At 73.0% G+C, this 15,624-nt stretch carries 13 protein-coding genes and 1 CRISPR repeat array; of the genes, 8 read left to right on the top strand and 5 right to left on the bottom strand.

The window, feature by feature from the left end:
• Positions 1–274 precede the first annotated feature (274 nt).
• Together PV789_RS28745 and PV789_RS28750 are read left to right on the top strand one after the other, a co-directional pair.
• Entirely contained in the window at positions 275–2,041 is a 1,767-nt protein-coding gene (locus tag PV789_RS28745) for an ABC transporter ATP-binding protein (RefSeq protein WP_274975427.1), read from the top strand.
• A gap of 188 nt (positions 2,042–2,229) precedes the next feature.
• Positions 2,230–3,957, top strand: coding sequence for an ABC transporter ATP-binding protein (locus PV789_RS28750; protein ID WP_274978282.1), 1,728 nt, complete (start codon positions 2,230–2,232; stop codon positions 3,955–3,957).
• 62 nt (positions 3,958–4,019) lie between these two features.
• On the opposite strand, the gene PV789_RS28755 is transcribed toward PV789_RS28750, so the two are convergent.
• Positions 4,020–4,148, bottom strand: a complete 129-nt coding sequence (locus PV789_RS28755; protein WP_274975428.1) for a hypothetical protein — start codon at positions 4,146–4,148, stop codon at positions 4,020–4,022.
• Here PV789_RS28755 and PV789_RS28760 point away from each other — a divergent pair.
• Positions 4,147–4,338, top strand: a complete 192-nt coding sequence (locus PV789_RS28760) for a hypothetical protein (RefSeq protein WP_274975429.1) — start codon at positions 4,147–4,149, stop codon at positions 4,336–4,338. The genes PV789_RS28755 and PV789_RS28760 overlap by 2 nt on opposite strands.
• A 238-nt stretch (positions 4,339–4,576) precedes the next feature.
• Positions 4,577–5,642: direct repeats of the CRISPR family, unit length 29 nt; unit sequence GGGACCATCCCCGCGTGCGCGGGGAGCAC.
• A gap of 253 nt (positions 5,643–5,895) precedes the next feature.
• The gene (locus PV789_RS28765) at positions 5,896–6,459 is read left to right on the top strand and encodes a DNA-3-methyladenine glycosylase I (RefSeq protein WP_274975430.1); all 564 of its coding nucleotides are present in this window, start codon (positions 5,896–5,898) and stop codon (positions 6,457–6,459) included.
• A gap of 19 nt (positions 6,460–6,478) precedes the next feature.
• On the opposite strand, the gene PV789_RS28770 is transcribed toward PV789_RS28765, so the two are convergent.
• On the bottom strand, positions 6,479–8,089 hold the full coding sequence (locus PV789_RS28770) for an ABC-F family ATP-binding cassette domain-containing protein (RefSeq protein WP_274975431.1): 1,611 nt from the start codon (positions 8,087–8,089) through the stop codon (positions 6,479–6,481).
• Between the two features lie 155 nt (positions 8,090–8,244).
• On the opposite strand from PV789_RS28770, the gene PV789_RS28775 reads away from it, so the two are divergent.
• The 3 genes from PV789_RS28775 (at position 8,245) to PV789_RS28785 (ending at position 11,137) form a co-directional block, all read left to right on the top strand.
• On the top strand, positions 8,245–8,862 hold the full coding sequence (locus tag PV789_RS28775; protein WP_274975432.1) for a TetR/AcrR family transcriptional regulator: 618 nt from the start codon (positions 8,245–8,247) through the stop codon (positions 8,860–8,862).
• Positions 8,863–9,240: 378 nt separating this feature from the next.
• A complete protein-coding gene (locus PV789_RS28780; protein ID WP_274975433.1) occupies positions 9,241–10,065 on the top strand; it encodes an NAD(P)H-binding protein in 825 nt (274 codons plus the stop codon).
• A 292-nt stretch (positions 10,066–10,357) separates the two neighbouring features.
• Positions 10,358–11,137, top strand: a complete 780-nt coding sequence (locus tag PV789_RS28785) for a TetR/AcrR family transcriptional regulator (protein WP_248772745.1) — start codon at positions 10,358–10,360, stop codon at positions 11,135–11,137.
• Positions 11,138–11,240: 103 nt separating this feature from the next.
• Here PV789_RS28785 and PV789_RS28790 read toward each other — a convergent pair whose 3' ends face one another.
• The 3 genes from PV789_RS28790 to PV789_RS28800 all read right to left on the bottom strand — a co-directional run bounded on the left by PV789_RS28790 (position 11,241) and on the right by PV789_RS28800 (position 14,487).
• Positions 11,241–11,933 (bottom strand): LuxR C-terminal-related transcriptional regulator, encoded by a 693-nt coding sequence (locus tag PV789_RS28790; RefSeq protein ID WP_368045846.1) that lies wholly within the window; start codon positions 11,931–11,933, stop codon positions 11,241–11,243.
• A 371-nt stretch (positions 11,934–12,304) separates the two neighbouring features.
• Positions 12,305–13,513 carry a cytochrome P450 gene (locus PV789_RS28795; RefSeq protein ID WP_274975435.1) on the bottom strand — a complete coding sequence of 403 codons (1,209 nt, stop codon included), beginning with the start codon at positions 13,511–13,513 and terminating at the stop codon, positions 12,305–12,307.
• 32 nt (positions 13,514–13,545) lie between these two features.
• Positions 13,546–14,487, bottom strand: coding sequence for a DUF6895 family protein (locus tag PV789_RS28800; RefSeq protein ID WP_274975436.1), 942 nt, complete (start codon positions 14,485–14,487; stop codon positions 13,546–13,548).
• Between the two features lie 304 nt (positions 14,488–14,791).
• Between PV789_RS28800 and PV789_RS28805 the strand changes: the two genes are divergently transcribed.
• The gene (locus PV789_RS28805; RefSeq protein ID WP_274975437.1) at positions 14,792–15,517 is read left to right on the top strand and encodes a class I SAM-dependent methyltransferase; all 726 of its coding nucleotides are present in this window, start codon (positions 14,792–14,794) and stop codon (positions 15,515–15,517) included.
• The last annotated feature ends 107 nt before the right edge of the window (positions 15,518–15,624 follow it).

The following is a 15,624-nucleotide window of genomic DNA, read 5'->3' on the forward strand; positions in this document are numbered from 1 at the left end:
TATGATGCGCGCCCTGCTGCGGTTTATGGCCATATCGGGTTTTTGTGACGTACGCGTTATGAGAAACATCCGCATATGAGCGCTCTGTTTTCTCATGTGAAGATTGATTTTGGTGTTTCTGATGTTGCTGATGGTGCTTCTGAGAGCGCGTTAAAAGCGCGTACTCCGGAGTTTTCCACAGAAGTAGGAGCCGCCTTCCGGCGCGGCGTCGGCCCTGTTTCCATGAAGGTGAAAGAGCGAGAACCCCTGGTCCGACGATCCGAACGGAGGCCCCGTGACCGGCACCGAGGCGGCACCCGCCCCCCGCACGTCCGCCGCCGACACCGGCCCGCGTCCGCGCGTGCCCGAACCCGGCACACCGGACGCCCGGGGCCCCTGGCGCTACCTGTGGTGGCTCATCGCCTCCCAACCGTGGCGAGTCCTGGCCGGAGCCTTCTGGGGAACGGTCTGGATGGTCGGCCTCATGGTGATGCCCTACCTCATCTCCCGCGCCGTCGACGACGGACTACGGTCCGGGGACCGGGGCGCGCTACTGCTGTGGGTGGGCGCCTTGGCGGGCACGGGGATCCTCAACGCGGCCGTGTCGATCATGCGCCACCGCACCATGACGCTCGTGCGGATGGACGCCTCGCTGCGGACCATGCGCGTGATGGCCAGACACGCGGCCCGGCTGGGCGCGGCGCTGCCCCGACGGCTCTCCTCCGGAGAGCTGTCCGCCCTCCAAGTGCTGGACGTGGGCCGGATCGCGCACACGCTCACCATGACCGGGCCGGGAGTCGGCTCGGTGATCGCCTACGCCTCGGTCGCCGTCCTGCTGCTGACCGTGTCACCCCTGCTGGCCGCAGTCGTGCTGATCGGCGTACCACTGCTCGCCCTGACCCTGGGACCGCTGCTGCGCAGCCTGCGCGGCGGGCAGAGCGGCTACCGCGAGCAGGAAGGGCTCCTGACCACCCTGGCGGGCGACATCGTCGCCGGGCTGCGCGTGCTGTCCGGCATCGGCGGACGGGAGCGGTTCGCCACCCGCTACCGGGAGCGCTCGGCCTCACTGCTGCGCCAGGGGTACCGGCTCGGCGCGACCAACAGCTGGTTCGAGGCGGTCAGCTCCTGTCTGCCGGTGGTCTTCCTGGCGGTGGTCACCTGGATCGCCGCCCGGCTCGCGGTGGCCGGGGAGATCACCGTGGGCGAGGTGGTCGCCGTGTACGGCTACGTGGCCGTGCTCATCATGCCGGTGTTCTTCCTGATCGAGGCGGCCAGCGCCCTCACCCACGGCCACGTGTCGCTGGAGCGGGTGGTGAAACTGCTGAGGTCCGGGCCCGACCTGCCGGAGGGCGGCGGCGCGGCTCCCCCGGAGGGCCCCGCCGAGCTGTTGGACTCCGAGAGCGGAACGCGGGTGCCGCCGGGGTCGATGACCGCCCTGGTGTCGCTCCGGCCCGGGGACGCGGCGCTGGTGGTGGACCGGCTGGGCCGCTACACCGACTCCGACGCCCGCTGGGGCGGGGTGCCGCTGCGCGACATGGACGTGGAGCGGGTGCGCGACCGCGTCCTGGTCGGCGACAACGAGTCGTACCTGTTCGCCGGTCCGCTGCGCGAGGTGATCGCGGTGCACGGCGGCCGGACTGACGAGCAGGTCATGGAGGCGCTGCGGACGGCAGGGGCGCTGGACCTGGTCTCGTCCCTGCCAGACGGACTCGACTTGGCGGTGGAGGAGCAGGGCCGCAACCTGTCCGGCGGGCAGCGCCAGCGGGTGCGGCTGGCCCGCGCGGTCCTGGCCGAACCGGAGGTGCTGATGCTGGTCGAGCCCACCTCGGCGGTGGACGCGCACACCGAGGCGCTGGTCGCGGCCCGGCTGCACGAGGCGCGCGAAGGGCTCACCACCGTGGTCGCGGGCACCTCGCCGCTGCTGCTGGCGCGGGCGGACCGGGTGGTGCTGCTGGACGAGGGGCGGGCGGTGGCGGTGGGCACGCACGGGGAGCTGGTGGCCACGCGGCCGGACTACCGGGAGCTGGTCCTGCGCGGAGCGGACGAGGGGAGCCGGTCGTGAGCACCGAGACAGGGAAGGGCACAGAGACCGGCGGGAGCACGGGCACCGACAGGAGCACGGACGCCGGAGAAGTAAGGGAGACCGGAAAAGGGGCGGGGGCCGTCGCAGGCGCGGGAGCCGAGGCGGGAACGGGAACCGGGCAGGTCGTCGGCGACGGGCACGGGGCACGCACCGGGGAGGAGGAACGGCTGCCGGTCGCGGAGCCCGCCCAGGCGCGCCGGGACGCCTGGCGGCTGGTGTCGGCCGACCGCGCGGGGCTGTCCGCGACGCTCGCGCTGACCTGCCTGGCCAGTGCGGCCGGGCTGGCCGGGCCCTACCTGCTGGGCCGGATCATCGACCTCCTGGAGGCCGGGCGGGCCACCGTCGCAGCGGTCGACGGGTTGGCCGCCGCCGTCCTGGCCTGCGCGCTGGCGCAGCTGGTGCTGACCCGGTACGCGCGGCTGGGCGCGTACCGCTTCGGGGAGCGGGCACTGGCGCGGCTGCGCGAGGAGTTCGTGGACCGGGCCCTGGCCCTGCCCGCCCGCGTGGTGGAGCGGGCGGGCACCGGGGACCTCACCAACCGGGCGTCCGGCGACATGGGGGTGATCGCGACGACCCTGCGCGGAGCCGTCCCCGAGGTGTTCCCCGCCCTGGTCCAGATCCTCTTCCTGCTGGCCGCGGTGTTCTGGCTGAGCCCGTCCATGGGTGTGCTGGTCCTGGTGGTCGTGCCCCCGCTCTGGTGGGCGCTGCGCTGGTACCTGCGCCGGTCGCGCGCCGCCTACCTGGCGGAGGGGGCGGCCGCCTCGACGGCGCTGGCGGGTGTGACCGCCACCGCCGAGGGCGGGCGCACCGTGGAGGCGCTGGGGCTGCGCCGGGGGCGGGTGGCCCGTACCGACCGCGACACGCTGGAGCTGTACGGGGCGCGGCGGCGCACCCTGCGTCTGAGATCGGTGCTGTTCCCCGTCGCCGACGTCGCGTTCTCCCTGCCCGCCGTGGTGGTACTGCTCGGCGGCGGCCTGCTCTACCTGGAGGGCGGGGTGAGCCTGGGGGTGGTGGTGGCCTGCTGCCTCTACATGCGCCAGATGGAGGAGCCCGCCACCGGGATCATGTACTGGGTGGAGCAGTTGCAGCGGTGCGGGGCGTCGTTCGCGCGGGTGCGCGGCGTGGGCCGGGTGGCGGCTCCGGTGGGCGCGGCCCCGACACCCGCCGATGACCGGATCGAGGTCCGCGGCGCCCGCTACGCCTACACGGCGGGTACGGACGTCCTGCGCGGGATCGACCTGACGGTGCGGCCCGGCGAGCGGCTGGCGGTCGTGGGCCCCTCGGGAGCGGGCAAGACCACGCTGGGGCGGTTGCTGGCCGGGGTGGACGCGCCGGACTCGGGGAGCGTGCTGGTGGGCGGGGTGCCCGTGGCCGACCTGGACCCGGAGGAGCTGCGCCGCCGCATCGTCCTGGTCAACCAGGAGCACCACGTGTTCGCGGGGACGCTGCGCGAGAACCTGGCCCTGGCCTCGGAGGAGGACGACGACGCCGACCTGCTGTCCGCGTTGGAGGCGGTGGACGCGGACTGGCTGCGGGAACTGCCGGAGGGACTGGACACCCCGCTGGGCGCGGGCGGCACGGCGCTGGACGCTGCGGCGGCACAGCAGCTGGCCCTGGCCCGGGTGGTGCTGGCCGACCCGCACACGGTGGTGCTCGACGAGGCCACCTCGCTGCTGGACCCCACCACCGCCCGGGCGGCGGAGCGCTCCCTCGCGGCGGTGCTGGAGGGCAGGACGGTGATCGCGATCGCGCACCGACTGCACACCGCGCACGACGCCGACCGAGTGGCGGTGGTGGAGGACGGCCGGATCACCGAACTGGGCGCCCACGACGAACTGGTGGACGCGGGAGGCGCCTACGCGGCCCTGTGGAGATCCTGGCACGGCACCACCTGAGCCCTTGAACACGGAGGCCCGTGGAGACCACAGTGGAGCGACGCTGTGCGCCCCTCACCGACTCACAGCTTGAAGACCACCACGCGGTCACCGCAAAGTTGGTCCATGTCGTCCTTGTCGGAGGTGAAGACGGTGACGGGCTCCTTCACCAGCCTTCCGAAGAGGATCGCGTTTCCGGACCAGTTCGGCATGGCGGCGCTCGATCTCACAGTGCTCAGCCTCGGCCTCGGCGAGTTCCTCATCGGTGATCGCACCGTATTCGGACTCCCACCATTCAACGTACTCGTGGAGCCGGTCGCGCTCGTGCTGACGCTCGACGGCCTGAGCAACGTAGCGGCTGAACCCACCGGGACCCACCTCGGCGCGGATGGCTTCGGCTAGTTCCTCCGGAAGGGTTACCAGGTACTTCCTAGTTGCCATAGCGCGAACCGTACCTCTCACTCTGAAAGGTGGCGGTTAATTTTTCGTGAGCCTAATGAGCGGGTTCCTCACCGTTGGAGTTTTCGAGAATCCCCGGACGCGGAGCGTCCGTGTCGGTCAAGAACGCTCCTTCCGGCTCAAGCCCGCCCCGCGTGCGCGGGGAGCACCCCACGAGGGCGGAGGCCACTTGCTTAGGGCTGGGACCATCCCCGCGTGCGCGGGGAGCACACGGCAGCCAGGGTCGCGTTGCCGAAGTCGCCGGGACCATCCCCGCGTGCGCGGGGAGCACCATGACCGGTATTACCAAGTCAGTGCCCCTAAGGGACCATCCCCGCGTGCGCGGGGAGCACGTGAGGAGAAAGCCCTCCCAGTTGCCCTCGGCGGGACCATCCCCGCGTGCGCGGGGAGCACCCAGAATCCGGCGACCGGAGCGGTCGGTCACGGGGACCATCCCCGCGTGCGCGGGGAGCACGCTCGTCGCGGCTTGCGAGGAGTTTGTCGACCGGGACCATCCCCGCGTGCGCGGGGAGCACGCCGAGCGCCGAGGCGATGCCGTTCCGGACGCGGGACCATCCCCGCGTGCGCGGGGAGCACACCCCAGCGCCCGGCCGGAGCGCTTCGACGAGGGGACCATCCCCGCGTGCGCGGGGAGCACCCGGAACGGGAGGAACAGCATGGGTGGACAGGGGGACCATCCCCGCGTGCGCGGGGAGCACACCGAAGAGGGTACGAGGGGATGCCTGCATGGGGGACCATCCCCGCGTGCGCGGGGAGCACTGGTGGACGACTTGGCCCATGCGAGCAAGGTGGGGACCATCCCCGCGTGCGCGGGGAGCACCTGGTGCCGCTGGCGGCGGTGACGGCGCTTCCGGGACCATCCCCGCGTGCGCGGGGAGCACGTTGGGGCATGCGACCAAGCTAGTTCAGATCTGGGACCATCCCCGCGTGCGCGGGGAGCACAGCAGTAGAAGAAGAGGCTGTCATGCCTGAGCGGGACCATCCCCGCGTGCGCGGGGAGCACTGAGACACCGGCGGAACCACATCCCAGTACTCGGGACCATCCCCGCGTGCGCGGGGAGCACGACGGGTGCGTGGTCGACAAGGCCACGGGGGAGGGACCATCCCCGCGTGCGCGGGGAGCACACGGACGAGCAGTTCAGCGACTACGACGACATGGGACCATCCCCGCGTGCGCGGGGAGCACTCCTCGAAGTAGGGCAGAAGCCTCGCTTCGATGGGACCATCCCCGCGTGCGCGGGGAGCACTCACTGGCCTGGAAACTTACCAGCGGCAAGCAGCCAAATTTCCAACTTCCCGAGAAACAGACATTTCACCCACAGAGCCAGGTCCGAACCGACCCATGGTTTCACACACAGGACCGGCGGACTCGCCCCATTGCCCAGGACCGCGACCAGCGAGACACCCGCACAACGCACCCAGACCGGAGGCCACCCCCGGAGTGTCGCCGACCTGCGGCACCATGGAGGCGACCACCGCCGCCGGCCCCGAGGAGCTGCCATGTCCGACCAGCGCTGTGCCTGGGCCCGGGGGTCCTCCGAGCTGATGGTGGCCTACCACGACCACGAGTGGGGCAGGCCCTCCCGCGACGACGCGCACCTGTTCGAGATGCTCGTCCTGGAGGGAGCGCAGGCCGGGCTGTCCTGGTCCACCGTGCTCAACAAGCGGGAGAACTACCGGCGGGCCCTGGAGGGCTTCGACCGGGACCGGATCGCACAGTACGGCCAGGAGGACACCGACCGGCTCCTCCAGGACGCCGGGATCATCCGCAACCGGCTCAAGGTGGCCTCGCTCCCCCGCAACGCCCGGGCCTTCGGGGACGTGCGCGAGGAGTACGGCACCTTCGCGGCCTACCTGTGGGGCTGGGTGGACGGAACGCCCGTGGTCAACCGCTTCACCGAACCCTCCGAGGTCCCGGTGAGCACCCCGCTGTCGGACCGGGTCAGCAAGGACCTGAAGAAGCGCGGCTTCACCTTCGTGGGCACCACCATCGTCTACTCCTACCTCCAGGCCGTGGGTGTGGTCGACGACCACCTGGTCGCCTGCCCGGCCAAGCCCTCCTGAGCCCCGCCGCCGTCCCCGGTCAGTCGGCCCCGGACGCCTCCACCGGGGCGTGCCCGCGCTCGGTTCGCCACCAGCGGCTTACCCCGACCTCGCGCAGGAACGCGTGGTCGTGGCTGGCCACCAGCAGGGCGCCCCGGTAGTCCGCGAGGGCCTCGGCCAGCTGCCGCTGGCTGTCCAGGTCGAGGCTGTTGGTGGGCTCGTCCAGCACCAGCAGCCGGGGCGGCTCGTCCGCCAGCAGCAGCCGGGCCAGCGCCACCCGGAACCGCTCGCCGCCGGAGAGGTCGCCCGCCCTCTGCTCCACCCGGTCCCCGCGGATGAGGAAGCGGGCCAGACCGGCCCGCACCCGGTGCGGCGTGGCGGAGGGCGCCGCCGCGCGCACGTTGTCGAGCACGCTCAGGCCGTCGTCCAGCACGTCCAGCCGCTGCGGCAGGTAGCCGATCCGGTCGGCGGCGTGCACCACCTCGGCCTGCGGGTGGCGTCCCCGGCCGACCACCGCCCGCAGCAGGGTGGTCTTGCCGGACCCGTTGGGCCCGACCAGCGCCACCCGTTCGGGCCCGCGCAGGTACAGCCGCCCGCCACCCGGGGTGCCCAGCTCCAGGACGCCGTGCCCGGCCGGGACCTCGGTTCCGGGCAGGGCGATGCGGATGGCGTCGTCGTCGCGGACGGCGTCCTCCGCCCGGCCCAGCTCCTCCCTGGCCCCGACCAGTTTGGCCTCCTGCATGAAGCGGTGCTTGCCCGCCGCCACCTGGGCGTCGCGCTTGCGCTGCTTCATGACCACGCGGGGCTCGCGCTTGGTGTCGTACATCTTCTTGCCGTAGCGAACCCGCCTGGCCAGCTTGACCTGGGCGTCGGCGAGCTGGCGCTTCTCCCTGCGCACGTCGGCCTCGGCCACGCGCACCATGCGCCGGGCCGCCTCCTGCTCGGCGGCGAGCTGCTCGGTGTAGGCGGAGTAGTTGCCGCCCCACACCCGCACCCTCCCTTCCCGGAGTTCGGCGATCTGGTCGACGCGTTCCAGGAGTTCGCGGTCGTGGCTGACCACGACGAGCACCCCCTGCCAGGAGGCGACCGCGTCGTGGAGCCGCTCCCGGGCACGGCGGTCCAGGTTGTTGGTGGGCTCGTCCAGCAGGGTGACGGCGGGGCGGCGCAGGGCCAGCCCCGCGAGCGCGACCAGCACGGCCTCCCCTCCGGAGAGGGTGCCAACGGCGCGGTCCAGCGGGCCGTCCCCCGCCAGGGCGACGCCGAACCGTTCGAGCTGGGCCAGGGCGCGCTCCTCCACGTCCCAGTCCTCGCCGACGGCGGCGAAGTTCGCCTCCGTGGCCTCGCCCGCCTCGATGGCGTGCAGCGCGGCGCGGGCCCGGTCGACGCCCAGCAGTTCGGCGACGGTGCGGCCGGTGTCCAGGGTGAGCCCCTGGTCCAGGTAACCGACGTCGCCGTCCACGGACACCGTGCCCGACGCCGGGGTCAGCCGCCCCGCGACGAGGCGGAGCAGGGTGGACTTGCCGCTGCCGTTGCGGCCGACCAGCCCGGTCCGCCCGGCACCGAAGGCGGCGTCCAGGCCGGTCAGGACGGGCGTGCCGTCGGGCCAGGCGAAGGACAGTCCCGTGCAGACGACGGAGAAGGCAGAAGACATGCGGACCTCTCGATGGTGGTGGAGAACTGCCGGGAACCCTGGGTGCGGCGGAATCGGCCCATCGTGATCTCCTCCTTCGAGAGCTTTTGACGCGACTGCTGTCGCGTTAGGAGAGCATGACACGGGCGGACTCCAAATGCAACTAGAGTTGCGTTATGACCTCTGACACGGGAACCCCGGGCGCCGCCAGACCCGGCGGACGCACCGCGCGCAACACCGCCGCCGTACTCCAGGCCACCCTCGACGAGCTGGGCGAACACGGTTACGCCGGACTCACCGCCGAACGCGTCGCCACCCGCTCCGGCGTGCACAAGGCCACCGTCTACCGCCGTTGGGGAGGGGTGGACGGACTCCTGTCCGCGGCGCTGGAGTGGTCCACCACCCGCGACTGGGAGCCCGAGCGCACCGGCTCCCTGCGCACCGACCTGCGGGCCCTCAACGCGACCGTGCTGCACGGCTTCACCGAGGCCCCCGAGGGCGCGATGTCCGCGGCCTCCATCGCGGCCGCCTTCGCCTCCCCGCGCGTGGCCGGGGCACTGCGCGTGTTCATGGCCGACCGCCACGCGCGGGCCGCCGTCCTGGTGACCGAAGCCGTCGCCCGGGGCGAGGCACCCGAGGGCACCGACGCCGAGGAGGTGGTGCGCTCGGCGATCGCGCCGGTCTACTACCGCCTCTTCGTCAGCCGCGAACCCGTCACGTCCGCCGACCTGGACCTGGCCGCCCTGGTCACCGCCGAGGCCGCCGCCCGGGGCGTCTTCGTCCGTAGGTCCTGAAACCCGGCGCCGCCCCAGCGCCCCGGACCGAACGCGGGAGAGCCCGCCGCCCGGGACGCCTTCCTCCCGGCCTGGATGTGGCGCCGCCCGGGGCGCCCTCCGTATGCCCTGATCCCACCTCGGGCTTGGAATCACCCGGAGGCCTTCCGCACGCCCTGTCCCCACCTCGACCCCGGAACCGTCCGGTGCGGGCTCCGCGTCCGGCCCGGACTCGGAGGAAAGCGCGCGACCGCACGTGGACCCCGCGCCCCTCCGGCCCCAGGCACCCTCGGGCCCCGCACCCCTTCAGGCTCCGCGCTCCCTCTTGCACACCATTCCCGTACGCCGTACTGTACGGCTTACGGAAACCAGGATCCCCCAGTGGACGGATGGAGAACCATGACCTTCCTCGTCGCCGGAGCCACCGGCAACGTCGGCCGCCACGTCGTCGGGCAGCTGCTTGACGCCGGGCACCCCGTACGCGCGCTGACCCGCTCCCCCGGCCGGGCCCGCCTGCCCGAGGGCGCGCAGGTCGTCGGCGGCGACCTCACCGACCCGGACGGCCTCGCCCCGCACCTCGAAGGGGTCACGGGGCTGCACCTGATCACCTTCGGCGGGGACGACTGCAGCCCCCTCACCTCGTCGCCGCGCCTGGTCGAACTCGCCGCGAAGGCGGGCGTGCGCAGGGTGTCGGTGCTGTGCGACTTCTATCCGGGACCGGTGGAGGAGGCCCTGGCCGCGAGCGACCTGGCCTGGACCCTGCTCCAGCCGGTCGAGTTCATGGCCAACACCCTGGAATGGGCCGACTCCGTGCGCGCGGAGGGAGTGGTCCGCGAGGCCCGCACCACGCCGAGCGCCCTGGTCCACGAGGCCGACATCGCCTCCGTGGCGGTCACCGCCCTCACCGGGGACGGCCACGGCGGCCGCGCCTACCCCCTCACCGGTCCCGAGGCGCTGACCCCGGCGGAGCGGGTGGCCGTGCTCTCGCGCGGGATCGGCCGCGAGGTCGGGCTGGTCCGCCTCACCCTGGAGGAGGAGGCCGAGCGGCTGCGCGCCCTGGGTCACGACGAGGAGTACGTGGCCTTCGGCCTCCAGCTGGCCACCGACCCGCCCGAGGTCGGCACCAGGGTCCAGGACACCGTCGAGCGGGTCACGGGCAGGCCCGCGCGCACCTTCGCCGAGTGGGTTACGGAGAACGCGGACGCCTTCCGCCCGCAGGCCTGACCGCGGGACGACGATCCTGGTGGCGCCCCCGGCGGGCGCCTTCCGCCCGCGGAACTGACCGCGGGACGACGATCCTGGTGGCACCCCCGGCGGACACCTTCCCCCCGCGGGCCCGATCCGCAGGTCTGACCCGCGGACCGCCGCGTCCGGCCGGGACGCTCCCCCGGCCGGACGCGGTCCGCCCCTCGAACCTCCCGACGCCCCGGCTCCCCCGCGACGCCGTACAGCGGGGCGTGCGCCTGTGGAACACGCCCTAGACTGGCCGGACAGCGGACCGAGAGCAGGACGGCCGATGCCCACGCAGTACACCAAGAGCGGCGATCCCGCGCGCAGTCTCGCCCTGCTGTGGCGGACCCAGGAGCCCGTCAGCCGCCGCAACAAACCGGACCTGAGCGTGGACCGGATCGTGGCCGTGGCCTCGGAGATGGCCGACACCGACGGGCTCGCCGCGCTGTCCATGCGCAAGGTCGCCGAACGCCTGGGCGTGGGGACCATGTCCCTGTACACCTACGTGCCCGGCAAGGGCGAGCTGGTCGACCTCATGCTCGACGCCGCCTACGCCGACATGTACGCGGACGGCGAGCGCCCCGAGCACTGGCGCGAACGGCTGAGCGCGGTGGCGTACGCGAACTGGCGGCTGCTCCTGCGCCACCCCTGGATGCTCCAGACCCCTCGGGGCCGCCTCCTGGGCCCCCACCTCATCGCCAAGTACGAGTACGAGCTGTCCGCCGTGGACGGCCTGGGCCTGTCCGACGTCGAGATGGACTCCACGGTCAGCCTGGTCAACAGCTACGCGGAGGGCGCCGCCAGCCAGGCCGCGGCGGTCAGCGAGACCGAACGGGCCACGGGGATGACGGACGGCCAGTGGTGGAGCACCCACGGCCCGCTGCTCGCCGCGTTCACGCGGGACAGCGACTACCCGCTCGCCTCGCGGGTGGGCAGCACGGTGGGTAGGGAGCACAGGACGGTCTACTCGTCCGACCACGAGTTCGCGTTCGGTCTCGAACGCGTCCTGGACGGCGTCCGGGTCCTGGTGGAGTCGCGCTCCGCCCGGGGCGCGGAGGAGTCCTGAGGAACGGGGCACCCGGGGTCAGGGGGTCGCGCGGCGGCCCTCCACCGGCACCGCGCGTCTGGTCGGCCGACCCTCCCGCCTCCGGCGGCGGACGCCGACCGCGCTAGACCACCGCGTCCCCGCCCCGGACGGGGACGAGTCCGCTCCGGAAGGCCCAGACCACCAGCTGGACGCGGTTGCGCAGTCCCCGTTTGGCCAGGACGCTGGACACGTGTGACTTGATGGTCGTCTCGGACAGTCCGAGGACCCCGGCGATCTCGGCGTTGCTGGCGCCGGTGGCGACCAGCGCGACCACGTCCTTCTCGCGGTCGGTGAACTGCTCCTTCCAGCACGAGTCCGGGTCGTCCGCCCCGACGCACACCGCCGCCTCGTAGCGCACGAACTCCTCCACGACCGTGCCGACCACGGCCGGATCGAGCACGGTGTGCCCCTCCCGGAGCGAGCGCACGGCGTCGGTGATGACGGACATGTCGCTTCCGGTGAGGATGTAGCCGCAGGCACCGGCCCGCAGGCAGCTGACGAGGTTGTCCCTGTCGTTGGGCACGGCCAGGGCGAGGACGCGAACGCGGGGGTCGTCCAGCTCCGAGAGCTCGCGGACCACCTCGTTCCCCCTCTCCCCCAGGGCCGCCATGTCGACGACGGCCACGTCGGGACGGAGCTGCCGTGCCCTGGCCACCGCCGCTCGCAGGTCGCCGGTCGTTCCGACCACCTTGATGTCTTCCGTCGCTCCGAAGGCCGTACACAATCCCAGCCTCACTACGTCCTGGTCACCGATAATCAGTACGCGGGTAATCAGTTGACCTGTCCCCTTTTCGTGCGAAACCTCCGGGGCGTGGGGGCGGGGGAACCCGGAGTTGTCCATTGGAAAGAAGCCAGCCGTCCTTAAATCCCCGATACCTTACGGACAAACCCTTCGCCCTTGGCCGCATGTGGCCAGCGGAGAATAAAACCGAAAAAAACGGTCACGGCCCGTGTTCACGGAGTACAGAGGTCCGAGCATCGCGCCGGGATCCTCATTTCCTGCCCCGCGGGCAATCGCGCCCGGGCAGGCCGCACTGTTCCCGGAGGCTTCGAGCCGTAACCATTTCCTTTTCCATAGGATATCGCCGTGGGTATCGGACGGGGAATTCCCCTCTTTCTGGAATCCCGTCCCCAAAGGACGGCCCCTCATCCGCCCCAGGCGACCGGAAGGGAGTGCACCCCGTAGACGGCGGAGGTGTCGCGCATACGAACGCTGTGCGGCGGGACGGCCAGGCGCAGGTCAGGTATCCGCCGGAACAGCGTGCCGTACCCCAGCCGCAGTTCCGTCCGGGCCAACTGGTGGCCCAGGCAGTGGTGGGCGCCCAGGCCGAAGGCCAGGTGCATGGGGCGCTCCCGCCCCGGGTCGAGCACGTCGGGTCCGGGGAAGGCCCGCGGGTCTCGGTTGGCGGCGGACAGGGAGACCACGACCGCCTCCCCCGCCCGGACGCGCTCCCCGCGCACCTCCAGATCCTCGCGGGCCACCCGCATCGCCCCGAACTGCATGATCGTCAGGTAGCGCAGCAGCTCGTCCACCAGCCGCGCCATCGGCTTCGGGTCGGTGCCGGTGAGCGCCCCGCGCCACGGCCCGGGGTGGGTGAGCAGGGCGAACGCGCCCAGGGCGAGCATGCTCGCCGTCGTCTCGTGCCCGGCGACCAGCAGCAGGAAGGCCATCGCCGCGACTTCCCCGTCCGTCAGGTCCGGGGCGTCCAGCAGCCCGCTGAGCAGGTCCTCCCCCGGTTCGCGGCGCTTGCGGCGCACCAGCTCGGCCAGGAAGGCGTTGAGGTCGGCGAGCGCCGCCGAGACCCGCTCCCGGGGCTGTCCCACGTCGAAGGCGACCGCCGTGTCGCACTGGAACCGCTCGCGCTCCCCGTAGGGCACGCCGAGCAACTCGCAGATGACCAGTGACGGCAGCGGCAGGGCGTAGTCGGCCACCAGGTCGGCGGGCGCGCCCGCCGAGAGCATGCGCTCCACGTGCTCCTCGGCGATCTCCCCGATGCGCGACTCCAGCAGGAGCATCCGCCGCCGGGTGAACTGCCCGGCCAGGCGTCTGCGGTAGCGGGTGTGCTCGGGCGCGTCCATCCGCACGAAGAAGCCGGGCGCCGCCGGAGGCGCCGGAGCCTGCCCCGGCGGCGGGACGCGGATGTCCTGCCGCGCGCTGAAGCGCTGGTCCACCAGGACGTCGCAGGCCAGCTCGTAGTCGGTCACTAGCCACCCCTCCGTCCCGTCGGGCAGGGCCAGCCGGGTGATCGGCGACCTCTCGCGCAGTTCGGCGAAGCGGGGCGGCGGGTCCAGGGCGTGCTCACGCGCGGTGGGCAGGCTCACAGGGCACGCCGACGGTGTCGGGGCGTCGGCCATGGACGTGCTCCTCTCGTCGCGGGGGCCCGCGCTCACGGGCGCGCGGACGCACCGGCGTGTGCGGCGGCCATCGCGGTGACCAGGGTCGTGTGGTAGCAGGTGCGGAAGACGTAGGCGGTGGCCCGCTCCCCCGTGCGCCCGGCCAGGACCCCGGCGTCGAAGGGCGGGCCGGGCAGGGAGCCGTCGGGGCGCTGGGCCCCGGCCAGCCGCTCCCAGGCGCGCCGTTCCAGCGCGAAGGGCCCTCCTCGGACGATCCGCGCGCACAGGAGCAGTTCGGCGGCCAGGTCCAGGTGTCCCTCGTCCAGGTAGGCGCGCAGCAGACCGTCGAGCACACGCCCCGTGCGCGCGGCGTCCCCCGGCAGCGGCCGGGCCCCGAAGTCGGTGGCGTACAGGACGGCGTGCGTGACCCCGTAGGCGTCGTACTCGCCGGTGCCGCCCGCGTGCTCGGCCAGGCAGGCCTCGTAGAGCGGCGCGGCGCCGGGCAGGTCCGCGGGGGCGGCGAGCCCGGCCAGGTCGAGGATGTGGCGCAGTTCCAGGGCCAGGACCGGTGAGGCGCCCGCGCCGGGCAGCCGCGGGGGCCGCCGCCCGGCGGAGGCTCGGGCGTCGGCGAGGGGCCCGTCCGCCGGACGGCCCAGGTCGGCCAGCAGCGCCGCCGTCCACAGCCGGTAGGGCGGGTTCTCGCCCTCCCCGCCGGTGGTGGTCGCGGCGACCGCATCCCGGGCCAGGTCAGCGGCGGCGCGCTCCAGTTCCGCGGCTCCGGGCGGGGCCGGGTCCGTCCGGCGCAGGAGGCGGCAGAGCATGAGCAGCTCCATGACGGTGGACCCGGCGAAGTCGCGCGGCGGGAAGTGGTCGTCCCAGCGCGGCCCGAACCACTCGGCGTGGTCGGTGAGCCAGGCCAGGGCCGCGTCCAGGACGCCGGAGGCGGTGCTCGCGTCCGTCCGGGCCGTCGCGCCCGTCCCGCCGGTGGCGGCCATCGGTCCTCCCCGTCGTGCGCCGGGCGGGTCCCGGCGGTCTCCTCTTCCCTGCCGACGCTCCCGACACTAAGTCGGCCCCGCGCACGGCGCCTCGGTCCGGAGGAGGAAATACGCGCCCCTCCCGCGGACCGGCCGGGGCCGTCCGGGCGGCGGAGCCTCCTACCTGGGGAGGAGGATGAGCGAGAATGTCCGGGAATCGCGCCGGGAAGGGCGTCGGGAAGCGGTGTGGGGCCCCGGGTCGCGGGTAAGTTGAAGCCCGCGTTCACGGAGAGCGACCATCGAGCGACACTGGAGTGGGAACGGTATGGGAGACATCGACCTGGCGCTGATCGGGGACCTGTACCGCAGGTACCGGGACCCCCTGGCGAAGGTGCGGGACGCGCAGCGCGAGTTCCTCCGGCGCACGCGCGGACGGATGACGCCGCAGCTGGACGACCTGGAGGCGGAGATCACCTACCTGCTGCTGCGCGAGACGCGGCCGGACACGGTGATGGAGCTGGGGACCTTCCACGGCTGGTCCACCACGTGGATCCTGTCCGCGCTGCGCGACAACGGCGGGGGGACGCTGCACTCCTTCGACATCGTGGACAACGTGGTGGCGAACGTGCCCTCCGAGCTGTCCCTGGGGCGGTGGGAGTTCCACAAGGGCGACGTCCGCGAGAACATGTCCCAGGTCCCCGAGGGGATCGGTTACCTGTTCGTGGACGCCGCGCACAACGGGCGGTTCGCCAGGTGGTACCTGGAGGCGCTGTTCCCGCGCGTGGCCCCGGGGACGCCGGTCAGCGTCCACGACGTCTTCCACGGCAAGCGGGCCCTGCCCTTCACCGAGGGCGCCGTGGTGCTGTCGTGGCTGCGCGAGAACGGCACGGACTTCTTCACCCCCTCCCGCAAGAAGGCCCCCGCGCCCTACACCGCCCTCCTGGAGCTGCGGGAGGACCTGGGGCTGGGTGAGCCGGTGCGCACCAGCACCGACAACCCGATGATCTACTTCCGGATGCCGCAGCACCGGGGCGCCCGAACCGGGAACTGAGGCGTCCGCGCCGGGGCGCGGAGCGCCCGCTCCGGGCCGGGTCCCGGGCCGCGCGCACGGCGCCCCGGCGCGACGGAGCGCCCCCGCCGAGCAGGGCCCCGGAGCCG

Origin of the sequence: Nocardiopsis camelliae (assembly GCF_028993595.1) — a bacterium.
Taxonomy (GTDB): domain Bacteria; phylum Actinomycetota; class Actinomycetes; order Streptosporangiales; family Streptosporangiaceae; genus Nocardiopsis; species Nocardiopsis dassonvillei.